Genomic DNA, 20,187 nt, shown 5'->3' with positions numbered 1-20,187 from the left:
GACTGTTCAAGCCGGGCGCCACGGTGCGCCGAAGGCGGGTTCCGGTGCCGTCAGCGGCGGCAGTTTCCAGGAACCCGTGGAGGGCGGCTTCACGCCCGCATCGACCTCGAGGTCGATGAGCCAGGGGCGATTGGCCGCGACCGCCTCGGCCAGCGCGTCGCGGAAATCGTCCGAGCGGCTGACCTTCACCGCGTCGACGCCATGCGCCTTGGCCAGCGCCGCGAAGTCGGGGTTGTAGGGTTCGCCGTTCGGGCCGCGGGTGAAGCTCGTTCCGATTTCACGCCCGCCGAACTGGCCGCGCTGAAGGTCGCGGATCGCCCCCCAGGCGTAGTTGTTCCAGACCACCCAGATCGCCGGAATGTTGTATTCGACCGCCGTGCAGAGGACATGCGGCGTCATCGTGAAGCCGCCGTCGCCAACCACCGCGATGCATGGCCGGTCGGGCGCAGCGAGCTTGGCGCCCAGCACGCCCGAGACGCCGAACCCCATCGCCGAGTAGCCCCAGGTGTTGAGCATGGATCGCGGGCGACGGGATTCCCAGAACTGCATGAACCAGTTGTGATGTGCCCCCGAGTCCGGGACCAGGATGGTGTCGTCGGGCGCCACCTGGCGGATATCGCGAACCGCCCGCTCAGGACGGATCGGCGCGGTATCGATATCGAAATTCGGCGCGATGTAGGCATCCCATTCAGCCTGCCAGCCGGCGATCTCGGCAAGCCACGGCTTCGTGCCCTCGTGCCGGGTCACGCCGCGGCGGTCGAGTTCGGCCAGAAGCTGCCGCACAAACGTCCGCGCGTCCGCCTGGATGCCAATGTAGGGTTCGTAGTTGCGGCCGATTTCGGTCGGGTCGATGTCGACATGGATCAGCTTCGTGGGCGGGATGTTCCACGAATAGCCCTGCAGCCAAGACGAGGCCGAGCGGTCGTCGAACCGCGCCCCGATGGTCAGCAGCACGTCGGCGCGCCGCCCGGCCTGGTTCGCCGGATAGGTGCCGTTGCGCCCGATGAAGCCCAGCGCCAGCGGGTCGGTCATATCGAGCGAGCCCATCCCGTTGGGAGAGGCGACCTGCGGGACCTGCAGGCGGTGCTGCAGCTCGGTCAGCTCGGAGCCCGCGTCGGACAGGGTGATGCCGTGGCCAACGAAGATCAGGGGGGCATGGGCGGCAAGCAGCAGGTCAGCCACCGCCTCCACCGCCTCCGCCGCGGCGCCCGGACGGTTGTCCACCCCGGCGCGATCCATGAAATCCAGGCCAATCTCGGCTTCTTCCTGGAACAGGTTGTAGGGCACATCGAGATTGACGGGCCCGGGCCGACCCGAGGTCATCAGATTGGTCGCCTGCCGGAGCGCGAGCGGCAGCATCTCGACCCGCGTGGGCTGGAACGATCGCTTGACGAAGGGCTTCACCGCGTCGGGGAAGCTCGCCTGCCCGTGCATGTAGGTTTCCTGAAACGGGCCGCGGTTGAACTGCGAGGTCGGGACGTTCGCCGTGATCGCGAGAAAGGCGGAACTGTCGGCCTGGGCGCAGGCAAGCGACATCGGGATATTCGCAGAGCCCGGGCCGCAGGAGGTCAGCGTCGCCACCGGCTGATGGGAGACGCGGAAATAGGCGTCGGCCATGTGCCCGGCGGTCTGCTCGTGCCGGGGCGAGACCAGCGTGATCCGGTCCTTCCGGTCGTAGAGCGCATCCAGCATCCCCACGTTGCCGTGCCCGCAGATGCCGAACACGTATGGCATTCCGGCGCGGATCAGGTGTTCGGCGATGAGATCGCCACCCTTCGTCTTGGTCATTCGACCGCCTCCCGACGACTTTCAGAGTTCGATTTACGCATGCTGGCCCTCGTTGCCCTCCGGCGCGCGCCGCCGCAGCTGCCAGCGCCGGATCGCGGCGACCACGGGGGCAGTCCACATCAGGATCGTCACGATCCCCAGGAATGCGGCGATGGGTCGTTCGAAGAACGCGGTCAGGTCTCCCTGCTGCGCGATCATCGCCTGCATGAAGTTCTTTTCCAGCAGCGGGCCGATCACCATCCCGAGGATCAGCGGCGCGACTGGATAGTCGTTTTCCTGCATCAGGAAGGATGCGATCCCGGCGCCAAGCGCCACCATCACGCCCATCATCGAGTTGTTGATCGCGTAGGCGCCGACCACGGTGAAGATCAGGATGATCGGCATCAGGATCAGGTTCGAGACCTTCAGAAGCTGACTGGCGGCACGGATCGCGATGTATCCCACCGGGATCAGGAACACGTTGGCGATGAAGAAGGAGACGAAGATCGAGTAGACCAGCGGCGCGTTCTCGATGAAGACGTTCGGCCCGGGCTCGAGCCCCTTCAGGAACAACACGCCGATCACGATCGCCGTCACGCTGTCGCCCGGGATGCCGAAGACGAGCGAGGGCACCCAGGTGGCCGAGGTCGCCGCATTGTTCGAGGCCGAGGCGGCGACGATCCCCTCTGGATGGCCGGTCCCGAACTTCTCGGGCGTCTTCGACCGTTTGCGCGCATAGCCGTAGGACACCCACGCCGCGATGTCGGAGCCGGCGCCCGGCAGCGCCCCGATCAGCGTGCCGAAGATCGATCCGCGGGCCAGGTTCGTCCTGTAGCGCCAGATCGTCCGGAAGGTTTCGCCGAAGTCGATCTTCTGCACCCGTGCGTCGCCCGCATCGGCGCGCGGCGGATGGATCAGCGCCCGCAAGACTTCGGCCACCGCGAAGATGCCGATCATCACGGGGATGAAATGGATGCCCTCCATCAGCGCCGGCGTGCCGAAGGTGAAGCGCGGCTGGCCCGAGATCAGGTCAAGGCCGACGGTTGCCAGCATGAGCCCGATCGAGAGCGAGATCACGCCCTTCACCGGATTGGCCGCCGCGACGAGCGCCGCGGTGGACAGTCCGATACAGGCGAGCCAGAAGTACTCGTAGTACTGAAACTCCAGCGCGAACTCGGCGAGCAGCGGCGCCGAGAAGGCCAGCGCCATCGTGCCGACGAGGCCGCCGAGAACCGAGCAGAGCAGCGCCACCATCAGCACCGTGCCGCCCTGCCCCTTCAGCGTCATCTCGTGGGCTTCCTCGGCATAGGCCGCCGAGGCCGGCATGCCGGGGATGCGCAGGAGCGCGCCCGGCAGGTCGCCCGCGAAGATGGCCATGGCGACGGCGGTGGCGATGGCGGCGAGCGCGGCGACCGGTTCCATGAAAAAGGTGATGGGTACGAGCAGCGCCACGGCGACCGTGGCCGAAATGCCCGGCATCGCGCCCGCGAAGATGCCGAAGACGCAGGCGCCGAAGATCACCGCGATGATCTCCCAGCGAAACACGAGATCGAAGGCAGCGAGAAGCGTTTCCATGGCTCAGCCCACCAGCAGCCGTTCGATCACGCCGAAAGGAAGCGGCACCCGCAGCGCCTCGACGAAGATCAGATAGATCAGTCCGGTCACCAGTGCCGCGAGGGCGGCGCTCGACGGGAGCCTGGCGATGCCGCGGGTCACAAGGAAAAGGCCCGTCAGCATGAGAAAACCCGTGAGCAGGAAGCCAAGCGCGTCCGACAGTAAGATGTAGCCCAGCATGCTGCCGATAACGGCCAGGAACAGCTCGTAGCTGCGCCGCCGCCGCGCCCAGTCGACAAGCACGACCCAGGGTACCTGGTTCGCGCCGCGCAGGCCGCTGACGATCAGGATCAGTCCGCCGCCGGCCATCATCACCGCGATGATCCGCGGGAAAAGATCGGGACCGTAGGGCACGCCGGGAAAGTGCTTGAAGCTCCCGGCGTGGATGAAGGCGAACACCCCGATGGCGAGGAAGATCGCCCCTGAAATCGCGTCGTTGAATCTCATGGCCCTGGGAATCTCATGACACTGGGGATCTCATGGTGCGGCTCGGGGCGGGCGAATTGCCGATCGGCCGTGCACGCGGTCCGATCGCGTCGACCAGGCCGGGCACCGTAGCGCCCGGCCCGAAACCTCGGATCAGTGCCCTCAGAGCATCCCGGCCGCTTCCATGACCTCGCAGATGGCGGTGTCCTCGGACTTGTGGAAGGCACGCGCCTCCTCCGGGTCCATCCAGGTCAACGCGAAGCCGCGGCCGTTCATGAACTCCGTGAACGTCCCGCTGTCGAACGCGGTGCGGACGGTGGTGGTCAGCTTGTCGCGGATATCGTCGGGAAGCCCGGCGGGCGCGCCGATCATCCGCCAGGTCTGCGAGGTCCAGTCGACGTCGATCGCCTCCTTGACGGTCGGTACGTCGGGCAGGTCCGCGAAGCGCTCGGCGCCCATGGTGGCCAGCGGCCGGATACGGCCGGCCTCGACAAGCGGCGCCGCGGTCGACAGCGGCGGCGTCACGAAGTCGATCGCGCCCGAAGCCGCGTCCTGCAGCGAGGGGCCGCCGCCCTCGGACGGAACCCAGGTCACCCGGTTGGGATCGATGCCCGCGGCAACCATCAGGCCCGCCCAGGCGAGGTGATAGATGCTGCCCGTGCCCGAGCCCGAAGCGGTGAAGGTCCCGGGCGGGTTGTCGCGGATCGCCTGCAACGCCTCTTCCAGGGACTTGAAATCGGACTTGGCGCTGACGCTGACCGCCGCCGGCTCGGTGTTGATCAGCGCGATATGGGTGAACTTGTCGGCCGTCAGATCGGTCAGCCCGCGACAGACGAGCTGGCTCAGGTCCACGTTGATCGTGCCGATGGTGTAGCCGTCGGGCGCGGCACCGGCCATCGCGGTGTGACCTACGATGCCCGAGCCGCCGGTACGGTTGACCACGTTGACGGGCTGACCGAGCGGCTCCTCCATCGCCGCGGCGAGGGTGCGCGCCACGGTGTCGGTTCCGCCGCCGGCGCCCCAGGGCACGATCAGCGTAACAGGGCGTTCGGGCCAATCCTTCGCGACAGCGGGGCCCGCGAATACGGCACCCGACGCCATCGCCATCACAGCAAGCCCGGTACGAAGTCCTCTCTTGGAAATCATCGTCTTCCTCCTTTGTCCGTACGGGTCCGTTGTTACCGGCCCGCTTGCGGTTCCTCCTGCCGCTAAGGGAAGAGCTAGGGGAAAAAGAAAACTGCTGTCAAGCTGTTTCCCACATAAACTTACCGGCTTTTCTCATTGTGAGAATATTATGCATCTGGAATCCGAAATATCCCCAGAGAAGGCGGCTTTCGGCGCATCTCCGCTGCAAACTGCTAAGGTTGTCGTCCCGGCGGCTGCCGGCCGCACTAGCAATTACGGCATTGATTTTCTCACGATGAGTAATATCCTTCTCGTTATGCAAAAAGGATTCTCCCGTGACTGACGAACACAAGACCCAGGACCGTCGCGACAGCCGTATCCAGTCGCTCGACCGGGCCTTTTCCGTGCTCGAGGAGGTCGCGCGGCACCGGGACGGAATCACGCTTTCTGAACTCAGCCGCGAACTCGGACTGCACACCAGCACGCTCTATCACCTCGCCCGCACGCTGGTGTCCCTCGGCTATCTTCGCACCGGCCCCGACGACAAGCGCTACCGGATGGGGCGCGGGATCTTCCAGCTGGCCTCGGCCTGCCTCGACGAGGCGGAGATCTGCGCGACGGTCGCGCCCTATCTGGAGAGGCTCGCCGAGACGACCGGAGAGGCGACCCACTTCGCCATATGGGAACGCCGCAAGGCGCTGATCCTGGCGCGGCACGCGGGACCGAACGCGCTCCAGATCAACGAACGCGCGGGCACGCTCCGGCCGGTCTACTGCACGGCGATCGGCAAGGCCCTGCTCTCGGGGCTCGGTCCGGAGACCTACGAGGACTACACGCGCGACCTCGTCTTCGAGCCCTACACCGCCAGCACGCTGAAGGACGCGCAGGAGCTGCGGCTGCAGGTGGACAAGGCGCGCCGCGACGGCATCGCCTTCGACGATTGCGAGTTCAATGCCGAGGTCCGCTGCATGGCGGCCACGGTGCGCGACTTCACCGGCAAGGTGATCGGCGCCATCGGCTTCTCCGGACCGGTCTGGCGCATGTCGCTGACCGACATGGCGGACTACACGTCGGTCACCCGCTCGATCGCGGCCGAACTGTCGGAACAGTTCGGCTTCCGCCCCAAGGAGGTCGCCCCAACCCCCGCGCCAACGAAGACGAAACGGAACACATCCCATGGAAATGACTGACCTGACGGGTCGCACGGCCCTCGTCACCGGCGCCAGCAAGGGCATCGGCCGAGCCATCGCCCGGCGCCTTGCCGCAGAAGGCTGCCGCGTCGCGCTCGTCGCGCGCGCGTCCGACGCGCTGACTGCCGCGGCCGAGGAGATCGTCGCCGCGGGCGGCGAGGCACACGCGGTCCCCGCCGATCTTTCCGCCGAGGCGGGATGCCTCGCGGCTGCGGAGGGGGCTCTTAAGGCGCTCGGCGGGCTCGATATTCTCGTGAATTGCGCCGGGGCCACGCGGGCCGGCGCCTTCCCCGCTCAGGCCGACACGGACTGGATCGAAGGCTTCGCGCTGAAGTTCCACGGCGCGGTGCGGCTGACGCGGGCCCTATGGCCGGCGCTCGTCGCGCGCAAGGGTACCGTCGTCAACATCGGCGGCGCAGCGGCCTATACCCCCAGCCCCGGCTTCATGGTCGGCGGCGCCGTCAACTCGGCGCTGGCGAGTTTCACCAAGGCGTTGTCGAAGCAGGGACTGGCCGACGACGTGAACGTGAACATCCTGCATCCCGGCATGACGGAGACCGACCGGATGGAGGCCCTGCTGGTGCAGGAGGCGGAGGCCGAGGGCTGCGACGTCGCGGAGGTTCGCGCCCGCAAGAGCGCGGAAGCCGGACTGCGCCGTCTGGGCCAGCCCGAGGACGTCGCCGAGGCGGTCGTGTTCCTGTGCTCGCCGCGCGCGCGGCATATCCAGGGGGTCGGTCTTACCATCGACGGCGGCGCGACGCCCGGTCTCTAGCGGCGAACCGGGAACGCCGGGGACCGGCCGAAGGCGCCAACGTCAGCGCCGGCGGCCTTCAGGCGAGGGCACAGATCGATCCCGATGAATCCGCCGCCACCGATTGCGGTTGCACGCGTCCGGGGCGCTCCTTCAGGGCGCCTGCAGCTCCCGGGCCCGACTGACATTCCAGGTCGAGCGGCAGGGGATCTTCGAGCGATCACAACGATCGGCATACCGGGCCGCGATCTCGGTGATCTCTTGCAACAGGCCTTCCTTCAACGTGATCGGCTCAAGCCCAAGCTGCAGCAGGCGGTCGTTGCGCACGTGCAGGTCGTTCTCGTCCGCCTCGTTGCGCGGATTGGTCACGAAATCGACGGAGGCGCCGGTGATATCGGCGATCATCTGGGCGAGATCGCGGACGCGATGGGTCTCGGTCATCTGGTTGAGGATGTTGACCCGCTCGCGGCTCTGCGGCGGGTTCTCGATGGCGAGCTGGATGCAGCGCACCGTGTCCTGGATGTTGATGAAGGCGCGGGTCTGCCCACCGGTGCCATGCACGGTCATCGGATAGCCGACGGCGGCCTGCATGAGGAAGCGGTTGAGCACCGTGCCGTAGTCGCCGTCGTAGTCGAAGCGGTTGATCAGACGTTCGTCGAGGCGGGTCTCGGCGGTCTGCGTGCCCCAGACGATGCCCTGGTGCAGATCGGTGACCTTGAGCCCGTCGTTCTTGTTGTAAAAGGCGAAGAAGAGCTGATCCTGGGTCTTCGTCATGTGATAGATCGAGCCCGGATTGGCCGGGTAGAGAATTTCCTGATCGAGGAGATCGCCCGTGTCCGTCTCGACCTTGACCTGCAAGTAGCCCTCCGGGATCTTCATCCCGGCCGAGCCGTAGCCGTAGACGCCCATCGTGCCGAGATGGACGAGGTGGACGTCCAGGCCGGATTCGACGATCGCGGCGCAAAGGTCGTTGGTCGCGCCGAGGTTGTTCCTCACCGTGTAGCGCTTGTGCCACGACGATTTCATCGAATAGGGCGCGGCACGCTGCTCGGCGAAATGGACGATCGCGTCCGGCTTCTCGTCCTTAATCAGCGTGAGCAAGCGGTGATAGTGCTCGCCGACGGTGAAGCGGTGTATCGGGATATCCCGGCCGGAAATTTCCTTCCACGCCGCGACCCGCTCGCCCAGCGGACGGATCGGCGTCAGCGAGTCGACCTCGAGCTCGACGTCGATCATGCGGCGCGACAGATTGTCGACGATCACCACCTCGTGGCCGAGCTTGGAGAGATGCAATGCCGTCGGCCAGCCGCAGAAGCCGTCACCGCCCAGAACCATGATTTTCATGCTTGTTGCCGCTACCGTGGTTGGAACCGAAGGCGAACTGTGGCACCTTTAAACATACTATGCGGCTGACGCGCAATCGGCCCGGCCGATCGGCCAAAGCATTCATTTTCCTGCCAACCGAATCGTTTTGGATGATCTCCGGGAGATCGGCGTGAAAGCCGCGACAGTGCTCGACATATTTCCATCGCTTGAGCAGGACTACGGCGCATCGGGGAGCGAAGACCTCGTTCGCGCCGTCCTGTCCGACAGCCGGTTCGGCCGGGTCGCGCTGGTGTCGTCCTTCGGCACCGAAGCGGCGGTGCTCCTGCATCTCGTCGCCGCGATCGATCCGTCACTGCCGGTTCTGTTCGTCGATACCCGCAAACTGTTTGGCGACACGCTGCAGTACCAGGAAAAGCTCGCCAGGCAGCTCGGCCTTACCGACGTCCGGCGGATCGGCGCCGATCCGGCCTGCCTGCGCCGGGACGATCCGGATGGCATGTTGTGGAGCCGCGATCCGGACGCCTGTTGTGCGCTGCGCAAGACGCAGCCACTCAACGAAGCGCTCGGCGGTTTCGATACGTGGATATCCGGGCGCAAGCGCTACCAAAGCGCAGCCCGCGGCGCGATCCCCGTCCTGGAGCTGGACGGCCAGCTCATCAAGGCAAACCCCCTCGCATCCTGGACACGCGAGGAGATCGACGGCTACTTCACGCGGCACGACCTGCCGCGTCACCCGCTCGAAGCCATGGGATACCCCTCCGTTGGCTGCATGCCCTGCACGGACCGGGTACGACCCGGCGAGGACATGCGCGCGGGGCGATGGCGCGGGCGCGCCAAGACCGAGTGCGGCATCCACAATTCGCCCGCCGGGGTGACTGCGGGTCAGATGCCCGGGCGATAAGCCTCGAACGCAAGGCCCGGCCGGTCTGTTCAATCCGGCCAGGCATCACGACAATCCATTGCACGGCAATCGAGACTGTGACGCGTAGCAGCTCCAGCGTCCCGTCTCCAATCCCGATCCTGGTGGCGGGCGTTGAAACGGCTCAGTCGCCCACGCGCACCCAGGAATTGGCACTATAGAACCGGCAATCCGACGCGCTGCCCATGACGGCCGCGGCCTCGGCGGGTAGCGCGATGTGGACGGTCGATACGTGGTCGATCTCGCTTTCGCTCCTGACCGTCAGCCTCCACGTCATCTTGCTGCCGCGGTCCAGCCCGGCGGGAATCTGGCCGAAGAGTTCCGGGAACACCTCCGTCTGCCAGGCGTCGTCGCCCGCGTTTCGCCAGATGACGAGGCTGCGGCCATCGGCCGACAGGCTGCGGGTCAGCGGGAGCTGATCGGGGTGGAACGGCACCTTGAACTTCAGCCGACGCGGTTGCGTCCATTCGGCCGGAAGCGCGCCGGTGGACCCGGGGAGAAGTTGCTGCATCACCGCCGGACAGCCCTCGAGCCGCGTTTCCCCCAGCCGGGCCTGCCAAAGCCCTGAACGCGGCTGGATACCGTCGAACAATGCGAGGTCGTCGTCGCCGTCACCGCCGCAGTCCCTGTCTATGTCGGCCCGGGAACGCGGATCCCAGTAGGGTGCCTTTCCCTCGCGCAGCACGAGAATCGATCCCGGAGAGGGCGCCGGCCCGAGGTCATAATTGGCCGACATGGCGTCCCGGATCAGGTCCTCACTGAATTCGGACAGGTAGAAGAAGGCGCCGTTTCCGGTGCATCTGGCGATGATCGCGTTATCGGCCAGTGCGGGAGCGGCGGCAATGGTAAAGCCAAGTGCGGCAAAAGATAAAAGTCGTTTCATGATATGGCTCCGGCGCGCGGTCATTCGGCGGGCTGCCGCGAGGGCGCGAGCCGGTCGAGGAGGTTCTCGATATCGTCGGACGTCAGGGGCGGCGCCTGCCGCACCGGCCCGACCGTCAGACTGGACCGGATCAGCTCGAATTCCTCGGTCGAGATATACGGCGTGAACTCGCACAGCAGCTGGCCGGGCGCGGTTTCCAGGCAGGCATCGCCACCTTCCTGATTGAGACCGATCAGCTTGAAATTTCCGCCCCGGTCGCGATCGAAGTACCAGGTCGCGAGCCGCCCGTCGGCCAGAACGCGCCCCGCCTCGACCGACCACAGCGGCGGCATCCTGCCTGCGATCGCCGGATTGGGATGGGCAAAGTCGCATGGCGCATCGCCGCAACGGCGGATCACCCGACCGGTGGTGAGCGTATGCTGCAGGATGCCGACGGCCTTCGCCGCCGCCGCATCGTCCGGTGCGGCGTCATTGCGCATCAGACACAGCGGCCCGGCCCGCGTCACCACGCAGCGGCCATTGGCCTCGATCCATTGATGCGGATTGAGCACCATCGCATTGAGGTCGCCGCCGGCCTGGTAGAACTCGACATTGGGAAGCGGGTTCCGCACGCCGGCGGCGGCCGGCCCCGCGGTCATCGGCGTCACGGAGGGGCTGGTCGCCACCCACCCTTTCGGCAGGAAGAAGGAAAGGCCGGTTGCTTCGTCCTGCACCTCGCAATTGTCGCCCCCGAGGCAATGATAGGGATAGTCCTCCCAGGCGATGCCTTCATCGGATCCGCCGTCCGGCCCGTGGCCCATGTCGGCCTCGGCCTTCCGGCGCAGCGCATCCTCGCCGGTGGCGTCGTCGGTCACGGTGCCGACCTCGATCGACACCCGCGCCTTGTCCACGTCGTTGCCGCCGGAATCGTAGCCACGATAGACCAGATCGTAGATCCCCGGTTCGGCGGGGGCGCGAAGCTGGTTGCCGTTGGCGAAATCGCCAAGGGTCAATCCCCAGTCAAGCCGCGTCTCGCCTTGCCAGATCTCGATCCGGTCGCTGGAGAGCTGGCTGCCGGTGCTTTCGACGGCGATCGGCTGGCCCGGGGCCACGGCCGGCGGCCCGACGAGGGTGACGGCCGGATCGCGCTCTGCGACGATCGTCATCTCCTCCAGCACTTCGCCCCCCCAAGTCTCCAGACGAAGCAGATAGCGCCCGGGCTGGTCGGGCAAGTTTATGCCGGCCCATCTGGTGCCGGCCTCGCCACCAACCGTGCTGTAGGTAATCGCCTCGCCGCCTGCTGCCGGATAGAGCCGAAGCGCCAGCGCCGCGCCCCCGGTTTCCTGCCCGGCCTGCGTGATGACCGCGTCGATCGTCACCGTCTCGCCGCGCGCCGCATAGGGACCGCGATCGCGGATCGCGGTGACAGGCAATGCGCCCTGCAGGGTGACGACGACGTCCTGCCCCTCTCCCGTGGCGGCGAAGTCCGCCTCGCCGCGCCCAGCCTTCGCGGTGACGATGGCCGTGTACCGGCCGGGAGAGAGCTCCACCGCGAAGGGCCGGTACCGGGCCTCGCCCGTCACCACGTCGAGCGCGCGCTCCTCACCGGTATCGCGGTCGCGCAGGCGCCATTCATAGCTCTCCGGCATGGCGCCAGAATAGGAGAAGATCAGCCGCGCCCCCGTCATGGCAGGCGGCGGCGCCTTCGCCGTCGCGCGCGACAACGCCTCGGAAAGCTCGCCCCCCGTCTGCGGCCGCAGCAGCAGCCCGCCGGTACGACCGGGCACGCAGGCGAGCGTCTGCGCTTCGGCGTCCGTCAGGCCGAAGCCGACGACATGGGCGCGGATCCTGATCCCCTGTGCCGCCAGTTCGTCGGCAACCGCGCAGGGATCCAGGCCGCAGGTCTCCAGCCCGTCAGTAACCAGAACGATATCGGCCTCTTCCGCGGTGCGCGGAATCGCGTCCGCCGCCATGCGCAGGCTCTGGCCCAGCGGCGTCTTGCCCTTGGGATTGATGCGCCCCAGGCGCCCTGAAAGCGCCGCCGCGTCCTGCCCACCGACCGGGGCGATCACCTCGATGTCGGTGCAGTCGCCCTTGCGATTGTGCCCGTATGCAAGGACGCCGAGGGGCGCCGACGGGTCGCGGGAGGCCAGGAAGCCCGAGAGAACGTCGCGCGCGACCTCAATCTTCGTCCGTCCGTCCCCGAGCTGCCCCCACATGGAGCCCGAGGCATCGAGAATCAGAACGGTTGCCCTGTCGGCTTCCGGGATCTGGGCGGCGGTGACGCCAAGGCTGGCGGCCAGAAACAGGACGGCATGGACGGTGCGGATCATCGGCCCCTCAAGCATGGTCAACGGGTGTGCGTTCCGGCCGCGGGCCGGTACGACGCGGGGCGATCATAGGCGCGCGCGGCCCGCCGATCTTGGGGTGAGCGGAACGGAAGTATGGCCAGCCGGAACAGCCGGCAACGACGCGCCTAGCGCGCTGCCAGCGCCTCCGCGCGGACCTCGGACGGCGTGGCGCCGAAATGCTGTCGGAAGGCGGTGTTGAACCAGGAAAGATCGCCGAACCCCGCCTGCAAGGCGATGTCGCCGATCTTCTGCGATGCGCGGGCCGGATCGGACAGCATCCGGTGCGCCAGCAGCAACCGGCGCAGCCGGACATAGTCGCTGAAACTGGTTCCTTCGGACGCGAACAGGGCGCGAATGTAGCGGTCCGACACGCCATGGCGGCGTGCCAGCGCGCCGGTCGAGAGAGTGTCAGACGTCAGGTCGCACTCTATATCGGCCTTGATCGCCTTCAACCGCGCGACCCGGACGCCACGCCCTATTGCGGTCACCTCCGCCGCCCGCGCGCCGTCCAGTGCCATCAGCACCAGATCCTGAACATGCGCCGCGCACCGCACTGCCTCCTGCGGCGCCAGACAAGTCAGTTCGTCATGCAGCCCGCGCGCATAGGCGAGGAGAAGTCGCCATTGCGCGGTCATGGGGACGAGACGGCGCAGGGACGTGCCGAGACCGGCGCCGGCCGACACCAGAAAAGGGCGCGGCACTGATACATAGAAGCCTTCGCTCCAGGCCCCGTGGAACTGCACGATGCCAGGCACCTCGCAAGGGTCCAGGTAGATGGTGCCTGGCGTACACTCCACCCTTTCGCCGCCGCGCTGCTGCATCGAATAGCCGCCGACGAGCGGAATGTGGAACATCACGTTGTCGTCCATGTCCGCGGCGAGCGCGACGGTGCGCGTCGCCGTCGAAGCGGAATGCCCGCCCCAGCCGGTTACCACGCCCGGCAAGATGCCGATGCTGGTCTGCGAACAGAACCGCTCCGGCTCCTCCGGCGCGACTTCGAGCTTGGTGATGTGCGAGACGACGTCCTGAAACGCCGCTATGCGTTCATGCGCGGGGAAATCGGCCGAGCGGATGGTCAGGAGCGTCATGCGGCGGCTTCGCCCGCCCTGCCAGAGGGCACCGTGGCGTCGGGCCATGCACGATAGGAAATCCGGGCGCCGGATCCTGACCGCATCGTCAAACCTTCTTATCGGTGCGCGATCCGCGTCGCGACCCACCGTCCAGCCTGTTCCTTCGGGGCTCCTGCCCCAATGGCGCGATCAAGAACCAGCGCGGCCGTCATTGTAGATCATTTTCCTGGAACCGTGGACTCGCGCGAAACGCTTCCGGCAAGAGGCGCACGGCGGCAGGTCCGTCGCCCGCGCTATCCGCCTAGTAGTCCCATTCGACGTTGACGCCGACGCTCGACGAGCCGTCCGCGCCCACCTCGCCGCGCGCCCGGATCCTGTCGGTCACGTCGATATCGACGGTGACGCGGCTCGAATTCGCGGTCGCGCCCTGCGTCACGCCCAGATAGATGTTGTCGTTGATATAGCGGCCGATACCGACCGCCGGGGCGCCGTCGGCGCCCGCGGTGGTGAACTGCAGCACGTCAAGACCAAGCTTCTTGCGGATGTTGTCGATCATGCCCGGACCGCTGCCGCCGACGCCGGCGAACTGCGCCGCGGCCTGGGCAAGCTGGATCGCCTCGCCGGTCGAAAGCTGGCCGGTCGCCTTGTCGAACAGAAGGTGTGACAGCACCTCGTCCTGCGGCAGCTCGGGAGAGGAGGAGAAGTTGATGGCGGGGTTCGACGCCGTGCCCGTGATCGCGACCTGGGCAGTGATGCTGGAGGTCGTCGTCGACGCGACCAGATCGAGTTCCGGGTCGATCTTGTCGGAGCCGGTGAAGGTGACGATCCCGCGCGTGAACTCGATGCGCTGGCCGATGACGTCGACAAAACCGCGCCTGAGCTGGAAGCCGCCGACGATGAGCGGGCGGTCGGACGTCCCGCGCACCTGGATCGATCCGCCGAGCTGGGCGTCGACGCCCATGCCGCGCACGAAGATACGGTTGGTCGTGCTGACCGTCAGATCGAGATCGATGAGGTAGCCGCCACCGCCGCCGCCACCGCCGAAAGCCTGCTCCTCCTGAAGCTGCCTCTGCACGGCGGGCGACGCGTTGACATGCTCGACGGCGATCGGCGTCACGGATGTCGGCAGGTGGTCGGGAAGCTGGATATCCATCCGGTTGATCGTCACAGAGCCCTTCAGCGCGGGACCGGTTGCGGTCGGCCCCGTCAGGGTCAGGTCGGCGCTGATCGTCGCATCGACCAGTTCGTTGGAGATGATCTCGGCATTGTCGGCGGTGATCCGGATCTCCGCCGGAAAGCCGTTGGCGGCGTCGAGCCGCACGCGACCGGACCCGCTCAGCGTGCCGCCGTTCGGCGCCGTCGCGGAGAAGCGGGTGATCTCGATCGCCTGGAGGCCGCCCCTGGCGTCGAGCGCGATATTGTCGAGAGATACGCCGTTGAGCGGGCTCGAATAGCTGCCGCCGGCGAGCCGGATCGTGCCGTTGGCATCCGGCGCGTCGGCCCGGCCGGTCACCTTCATGTCGATGTCGATCGGGCCCGCGACGCGGTCGCCGGAGGCGGCAAGCATGTCGTTGAGCATGGCCAGGTCGATGCGGCCCTTGAGCGCGACATCCAGCGCGCCGTCGGCCGACAGCGGGACGGAGCCGGAGACTTTCAGGGTCGCGGCACTGGCACTCGTGATCCTCGCCTCGATGCTCGAGCGCCCGTTGGCGAGCCTACCGGACGCGTCGATATCGGCGGGCCGGACGCCCGCCTCTCGCATGGCCGGCAGCGACAGGGCACTGACCTTCAGCGTGAAGTCACCGCCCGGCGCGGTGGCCGGGCCGGAGAGGTTCGCCCGGCCGGAAAGCGTGCCGGATATGCCGGTGCCGGGCATGGCGATGTCGGCGAGCGAAAGCGGCAGGGCGTTGATCGCGACGTTCAGATCCAGCGTTTCCCCGGCCGTGCCGTCGACGGTGACGCCGCCGCCGCCGGTCGTCAGGTTGAAGCCCTCGATCGCGACACCGCCATCGGCGACGCGGATCGTCGCCGGCCTGGCGAGCGTTCCGGTCTGGCCGCCGCCGGTCAGTGTCAGACTGTTCAGCGTGACGGTCGCGTTGCCGTCGACAAGCGCGACGGCGCCCCGGGTGTCGAGGCTGGCGCCAAGCGCCCTGGCCGACAGGCTGACGGTATTCTCGTCGGTGCCGCCCTGGGCGGTGAGCTTGAGCTCGTCGATGCGCTGGCCGCCCGCGTCGAGCGCCTTGGCGGCGATATCCGCGTCCAGCGTCAGGGTTCCGGCCGGGTCCCGCACCGTCGCATCGACATCCGCCGACCCGATCCTGACGTCGAAGGCATCGACGCCGTTTGCCACGCCCTTCACGCTGGCGAGCTGGACGCCGTTCTCGACCGCGAGGTCGACCGTCGCGTCGACCTTGCCCGCGAGTTCGGTCAGCAGCAGCGAGGACAGGTCGCCGAGATCGGCCGCCTTCAGGGACAGCCGGCCCTGCGCCAGTCCGGCGCCATCGACGGAGAGGTCTCCGAACACCCGGACCGAGCCGACCGTCAGATCGAGCCCCTGGACGTCGGCGCCGCCATTGTCCAGCGACGACAGGCGCCCGCGGCCGGTCAGCGGATGGCGATCGACCGCGCCTTCGAGCGCCAGCGTCCCCGAGGGGCGACCGGTGACGTCCTGGGCGTCGATCGTGAGTTTCAGTCCGGTTATCGGCTGCCCCATGGCGGTCGCCTCGTCGATCGCGGCGGTCGCCTGAACGGCGAGATCCTCGATCGATCCGGTGAGACGTGCCGTCACCGTGGCGGCTCCGGTGACCTGCGGGTCGAGGCGGGCGAGATCCGGCAGATCGATCTCGGCGGTGACGTCGGCGCTGCTCGTATCCGCGCTGCCGTCGGCCGTCACCCTGAGCGCGGCACCGGAGAGGACGAGGTCGTCGAAGGCGAAGCTGCCGTCCGCCCCGCGCTCGACGCCGCCGGAGATGGTGAAGGTGTCGCCGAGCGCGCCGTCCACCTGTGCGATGCCGGTGCCGAAGCCCGTCGCGCCGCCATCGAGCGTCGCCTGCATCATCGAGCCGTCGAAAAGGCCGGAGACCTGGGCCTTGAGGCTGGCCTCGCCGCGAAGCTCCATGTCCGCGAGCCCGGCGAAGGCCGACAGATCGACGTTGCTGACGGCCAGATCTCCGTCGACCCGGTCCGGCCCGGCGACGCCGACCCATTGGATCTGTCCGGACCCGAGCACGATCCGCGCCGGATCGGCGGTGAAGCGTCCCGCCGGCGTCACGGTTCCGGTCACGTCGAGGGTCACGGTCTCGCCGGCTGCGGAGGAATAGGCGGCGTCCATCGGCGCGAAGCCATCGGCGCGGCCGGAGACCTTGAGCGCGATCTCGGTATCCGGGTCCTCGACAGAGCCCTGCGCCCTGGCGCTGAGGTCGAGCGCCAGCATCTCCACGGCGTTGCCCTCGACGGACAGCCCCTCGCCCGCCAGCCGGGCGGTGATGTCGGGCTGCGAGACCGACCCGCCGGCGCGTCCGACGATCTCGATCCCGCGCCAGGCCGCCTGGACCGGCAGGATGGCGGAGAACCGCTGCGCCTGGCCGGCGATCACTTCGTAGTCGAGCGCCATCGCCTGGCTGTCCGGATCGAAAGTACCCTTCACCGACACCAGGCCGGCGGCGGTGAGCACCTCGGCCCTTTCGATCTCGATCGCTGCTTCGGTGGGAACGAAGACCTGGGCGGTAAGCGTGGACCGGCCTTCGGCGAGCGGGGCGTAGGCGGGCTGCAGCAGGCCGGCCAGCGACCCGGCGAAATCGGCCGTTATGGTCCGTCCGTCATCCCGGCGCGTGATCGTCGCGCGGCCCGCCGCGTTTCCCTGATCGGCCGCGGCGAGCGTCAGGTCGGCGGTCCAGTCGTCGATCGGCCCGGTCCCGGCAAGCTCGGCGCGGAGCGGCGGGAGACCGGGTATGCCGCTCAGGCGCGACACCAGCCCGCCGGCGGGCTCGTCGACGACGAGATCGAGATCGAGGGACTCCGTATCGGGCGCATAGGCGAGCCGCGCCGTGATCCGGCCGTCGGTTCCGTCGATCCGGTCGACATCGAGCCGCACCGACAGGCCGTCGGAGGGGTCTCCGAGCCGGGCCTCGCCTTCGATCGAGACGGCGGCCGGAATGCCGAGCACCGGTTCGCCGAGCGCGACTTCGCCCACGGACAGGCGGTCGAGCACCACCTCGAACGGCAGCACGGGAAAGCCGCCGCCGCTGTCATCCTGCGCGTCTTCAGCCGGGGCCGGCAGGCGGCGCAGATCGACCGTGCCCACGTCGACCATCTGGACGGATAGGACGCCGGCGGCAAGCGAGAACGGCCGCCAGACGAGGCGCGCCTTGTCGACGGCGAGCCAGGTTCCGTCCGCGTCGGCCATCGCGACATCGCTGACCGTCATGTCGAACGGGATCCGTCCCGTTAGCCCGCCGATGCGCAGCTGCTGGTCGTCGCTGCTGACGAGGGTCTCGGCCGCCCAGATGATGAACGCCCGCCCCGGCGCGATCTGCGCGAACAGCAGCAGCCCGCCCACCAGGACGAGCGGAATCAGCAGTAGTCCCGAGAAGATCCCGGCTATGCGGCGTGTGTATCGCAAGTGGACCTCTGCGGCCTAGAACGCCTGCCCGAGGCCGACATAGAAGGCGACGCTCGGATCGTACGGCCCTTTGTCGAGCGGCACCGCGACGTCGAAGCGGATCGGCCCGATAGCCGTGTAATAGCGCAGGCCAATGCCGGCGCCGATCTTGAAGTTCGAATCGAAGTCTGGCGTGCTCGAGACAAAAGCACCACCCATGTCGACGAATGGCACGATGCCGATCGTCTCCGTGATCTTCAGCCGCATCTCGGCAGAGGCGACGAACAGGCTCTTGCCGCCGACGATCTGCCCGTTCGGCAGCCGCGGGCTGACGCCCTGGAAGTCGTAGCCGCGGATCGAGCCGCCGCCGCCGGCATAGAAGCGCCGGTCGGCCGGGATATCGGCGATCGTGTCGGGCCCCTGGATCGTGCCGGCTTCCACGCGGCCGGCCAGAACGAACCGCTGTGCCTCGTCCATCGCGTGATAGGCGGAGACGAAACCCTTGAAGACCGTCATGTTGAGCGAAGAACCGAGGAATTTCGGGAACGGCTCTGCCTGCAGGCTGGCGCGGATGCCCCGTGTGGGGTCGAGTTTGTTGTCGGTGGAATCGTAGGTGCCGCTGATCGGCACGCCGACGAGCGTGTAGGTGTTGGTACCGAACGCGTCGGTGATTTCCGCGTGCTCGATCTCGACGCCGACACGGCCTTCGAACCGGTCGGTGAACCGCCGCCGCCATGTGGCCGTGGCGCCCGCGCCCGTCGAGGTATAGGCGTCCGGCGTCTCGCGAAACGCCCGCGCCTCGGCGAGCAGGTCGTCGATCGGCGTCACGAATCCCGGCTTCTCGAACGTCGCCTTGGCGAGATAGGTCAGGTCGTCGAGCGAATTCTCGAACAGCCGCGACACCTCGCCTTCGATCCGCAGCTTCTCGGCATTGCCGAACAGGTTGCGGTGGCCCCAGTAGCCGTTGAAGGTCGCGCCGTCGGTCGACGAGTAGCTCGCGCCGAGGCCGACGAAGCGGGGCTTGCGCTCCTCCACCTCGATGAAGAGCGGGATCTGCCCGTCGGCCGTGATCTCGTCGCCCTCGACGATCCGCACCGACTGGAAGGCGCCGAGATCGGTGATGTTCTCGCGGATCCTCCGGATCTCTTCCGGCGAATAGCGGGTGCCGGGCTTCACGCCGGCCTGCCTGGCGATGAAGTCCGCGTTGACGCCCTCGGCGCCGCGCACCTGGACCGGACCGATATCCGCCTGCCTGCCCGGCGACAGGAAGAAGGTGACATCGAGGGTATTGCTGGAATGATCGGCGATCGCCTGCCGTCTCGGCACAGCTGCCAACGGATAGCCGAGGTTCTGCATCGCGTCGACGATGCGCGTTTCGGCGTCGATGACCAGGATGCCCTTCGCCGGCGATCCCGGTTCGAGGCCGATCTTCGCGCGGCCGATCGGCACGAGCGGCGGCCCGCCGGTCGCCGCGTCGACAAGCGTGACGGTGCCGATGACGAATTGCGGGCCCGCCTGTACGTCGACCGTGACCGGGGCGGGCTGGCGTGCGGCCGCCGCCGCGGAGGCCTGCTCGTCCGCCTGCTGGTTCGCCACCGGGACGCCGGCGACGCGAATATCGATCAGACCGCCGAAATAGGCCTCGGAGTTGAGGACCTTCTGGATTCGCGGGAAGTCCGACTGGGCGCGCCGCACCAGGCCCAGGGGGCCCGACGGCGGATCGGATTCGAGCGCCTTGAGGTTCGAGGACTGCGCGATCAGGTCCGGGAGCGACGCCTCGCCGCCGTCGACGGTGATCGTGACCGCATAGGCGATACCGCCGGGTTCCTGCGCCGCGGGCTGCGCCTCACCCTCCTGCGCCGCGACGGGCGTCGGGATGAACAACGCGGCGGACGTAACCGTGACGGCACACGCGACCCCTCCGAGGAAGGTCGCGATCTGTCGCCCGCGGGACCATCGTCCGATCCATGTCCGTCGTCTACTCACCATGCCCCGATATAACGCGGATACGCCCACCAGTCAGACCCAAATATTCAATTCTCGCCCTTACTCCGAAACCGGTCCGGTCCGATCGTGCCCCCATCGAACCCCAAGACCTGATATCGTAAGGTAAATGGCGCTACGCCAACCTCTATCAACTCGCGGACCGGCACGCATCGGGAACGGCACGCTGATCAGACCTCCGA

General features: G+C 67.6%; 14 protein-coding genes. 4 read left to right on the top strand and 10 right to left on the bottom strand.

What is annotated here, in order from left to right:
• Positions 1 to 6 precede the first annotated feature (6 nt).
• The 4 genes from MUB46_RS16790 to MUB46_RS16775 all read right to left on the bottom strand — a co-directional run bounded on the left by MUB46_RS16790 (position 7) and on the right by MUB46_RS16775 (position 4,953).
• Positions 7 to 1,788, bottom strand: coding sequence for a thiamine pyrophosphate-binding protein (locus MUB46_RS16790; RefSeq protein WP_261617081.1), 1,782 nt, complete (start codon positions 1,786 to 1,788; stop codon positions 7 to 9).
• Positions 1,789 to 1,821: 33 nt separating this feature from the next.
• Positions 1,822 to 3,342, bottom strand: a complete 1,521-nt coding sequence (locus MUB46_RS16785) for a tripartite tricarboxylate transporter permease (RefSeq protein WP_261617080.1) — start codon at positions 3,340 to 3,342, stop codon at positions 1,822 to 1,824.
• 3 nt (positions 3,343 to 3,345) lie between these two features.
• Entirely contained in the window at positions 3,346 to 3,828 is a 483-nt protein-coding gene (locus MUB46_RS16780; RefSeq protein ID WP_261617079.1) for a tripartite tricarboxylate transporter TctB family protein, read from the bottom strand.
• Between the two features lie 141 nt (positions 3,829 to 3,969).
• The gene (locus MUB46_RS16775) at positions 3,970 to 4,953 is read right to left on the bottom strand and encodes a Bug family tripartite tricarboxylate transporter substrate binding protein (RefSeq protein ID WP_261617078.1); all 984 of its coding nucleotides are present in this window, start codon (positions 4,951 to 4,953) and stop codon (positions 3,970 to 3,972) included.
• On the opposite strand from MUB46_RS16775, the gene MUB46_RS16770 reads away from it, so the two are divergent.
• Genes MUB46_RS16770 through MUB46_RS16760 form a run of 3 tightly spaced genes read left to right on the top strand, consistent with a single transcriptional unit; the run spans position 4,943 to position 6,894 of the window.
• On the top strand, positions 4,943 to 5,275 hold the full coding sequence (locus MUB46_RS16770) for a hypothetical protein (RefSeq protein WP_261617077.1): 333 nt from the start codon (positions 4,943 to 4,945) through the stop codon (positions 5,273 to 5,275). The two genes, MUB46_RS16775 and MUB46_RS16770, sit on opposite strands and share 11 nt — an antisense overlap.
• Complete coding sequence (locus tag MUB46_RS16765; RefSeq protein ID WP_261617076.1) at positions 5,268 to 6,122, top strand: IclR family transcriptional regulator; 855 nt, start codon at positions 5,268 to 5,270, stop codon at positions 6,120 to 6,122. Before MUB46_RS16770 ends, MUB46_RS16765 begins: the two co-directional genes overlap by 8 nt.
• Positions 6,109 to 6,894 (top strand): SDR family NAD(P)-dependent oxidoreductase, encoded by a 786-nt coding sequence (locus MUB46_RS16760; protein ID WP_261617075.1) that lies wholly within the window; start codon positions 6,109 to 6,111, stop codon positions 6,892 to 6,894. Before MUB46_RS16765 ends, MUB46_RS16760 begins: the two co-directional genes overlap by 14 nt.
• 132 nt (positions 6,895 to 7,026) lie before the next feature.
• Here the strand turns inward: MUB46_RS16760 and MUB46_RS16755 are convergent, their stop codons facing one another.
• Entirely contained in the window at positions 7,027 to 8,217 is a 1,191-nt protein-coding gene (locus MUB46_RS16755) for an NAD-dependent epimerase/dehydratase family protein (protein ID WP_261617074.1), read from the bottom strand.
• A 151-nt stretch (positions 8,218 to 8,368) separates the two neighbouring features.
• Here MUB46_RS16755 and MUB46_RS16750 point away from each other — a divergent pair, with 151 nt between their 5' ends.
• Positions 8,369 to 9,100, top strand: a complete 732-nt coding sequence (locus MUB46_RS16750; RefSeq protein ID WP_261617073.1) for a phosphoadenylyl-sulfate reductase — start codon at positions 8,369 to 8,371, stop codon at positions 9,098 to 9,100.
• A gap of 142 nt (positions 9,101 to 9,242) precedes the next feature.
• Here MUB46_RS16750 and MUB46_RS16745 read toward each other — a convergent pair whose 3' ends face one another.
• The 5 genes from MUB46_RS16745 to MUB46_RS16725 all read right to left on the bottom strand — a co-directional run bounded on the left by MUB46_RS16745 (position 9,243) and on the right by MUB46_RS16725 (position 19,885).
• Positions 9,243 to 10,001 (bottom strand): hypothetical protein, encoded by a 759-nt coding sequence (locus MUB46_RS16745; RefSeq protein ID WP_261617072.1) that lies wholly within the window; start codon positions 9,999 to 10,001, stop codon positions 9,243 to 9,245.
• A 20-nt stretch (positions 10,002 to 10,021) separates the two neighbouring features.
• Positions 10,022 to 12,328, bottom strand: coding sequence for a VWA domain-containing protein (locus tag MUB46_RS16740; RefSeq protein ID WP_261617134.1), 2,307 nt, complete (start codon positions 12,326 to 12,328; stop codon positions 10,022 to 10,024).
• Positions 12,329 to 12,456: 128 nt separating this feature from the next.
• Positions 12,457 to 13,419 carry a helix-turn-helix transcriptional regulator gene (locus MUB46_RS16735; RefSeq protein ID WP_261617071.1) on the bottom strand — a complete coding sequence of 321 codons (963 nt, stop codon included), beginning with the start codon at positions 13,417 to 13,419 and terminating at the stop codon, positions 12,457 to 12,459.
• Between the two features lie 283 nt (positions 13,420 to 13,702).
• The gene (locus MUB46_RS16730) at positions 13,703 to 18,022 is read right to left on the bottom strand and encodes a translocation/assembly module TamB domain-containing protein (protein WP_261617070.1); all 4,320 of its coding nucleotides are present in this window, start codon (positions 18,020 to 18,022) and stop codon (positions 13,703 to 13,705) included.
• A gap of 15 nt (positions 18,023 to 18,037) precedes the next feature.
• The gene (locus tag MUB46_RS16725) at positions 18,038 to 19,885 is read right to left on the bottom strand and encodes an autotransporter assembly complex protein TamA (RefSeq protein ID WP_261617069.1); all 1,848 of its coding nucleotides are present in this window, start codon (positions 19,883 to 19,885) and stop codon (positions 18,038 to 18,040) included.
• Between the last annotated feature and the right edge of the window lie 302 nt (positions 19,886 to 20,187).

The sequence above is a fragment of the Microbaculum marinisediminis genome, assembly GCF_025397915.1.
GTDB classification, from domain to species: domain Bacteria; phylum Pseudomonadota; class Alphaproteobacteria; order Rhizobiales; family Tepidamorphaceae; genus Microbaculum; species Microbaculum marinisediminis.
Note: the sequence above shows the minus strand (reverse complement) of the source record. Positions and strands in the feature narration are given on the sequence as shown.

Bases quoted from the DNA above. Each gene is read 5' to 3' on its own strand.
- MUB46_RS16790 (WP_261617081.1), bottom strand. From the start codon at position 1,788: ATGACCAAGACGAAGGGTGGCGATCTCATCGCCGAACACCTGATCCGC.
- MUB46_RS16785 (WP_261617080.1), bottom strand. From the start codon at position 3,342: ATGGAAACGCTTCTCGCTGCCTTCGATCTCGTGTTTCGCTGGGAGATC.
- MUB46_RS16780 (WP_261617079.1), bottom strand. From the start codon at position 3,828: ATGAGATTCAACGACGCGATTTCAGGGGCGATCTTCCTCGCCATCGGG.
- MUB46_RS16775 (WP_261617078.1), bottom strand. From the start codon at position 4,953: ATGATTTCCAAGAGAGGACTTCGTACCGGGCTTGCTGTGATGGCGATG.
- MUB46_RS16760 (WP_261617075.1), top strand. From the start codon at position 6,109: ATGGAAATGACTGACCTGACGGGTCGCACGGCCCTCGTCACCGGCGCC.
- MUB46_RS16755 (WP_261617074.1), bottom strand. From the start codon at position 8,217: ATGAAAATCATGGTTCTGGGCGGTGACGGCTTCTGCGGCTGGCCGACG.
- MUB46_RS16745 (WP_261617072.1), bottom strand. From the start codon at position 10,001: ATGAAACGACTTTTATCTTTTGCCGCACTTGGCTTTACCATTGCCGCC.
- MUB46_RS16740 (WP_261617134.1), bottom strand. From the start codon at position 12,328: ATGCTTGAGGGGCCGATGATCCGCACCGTCCATGCCGTCCTGTTTCTG.
- MUB46_RS16735 (WP_261617071.1), bottom strand. From the start codon at position 13,419: ATGACGCTCCTGACCATCCGCTCGGCCGATTTCCCCGCGCATGAACGC.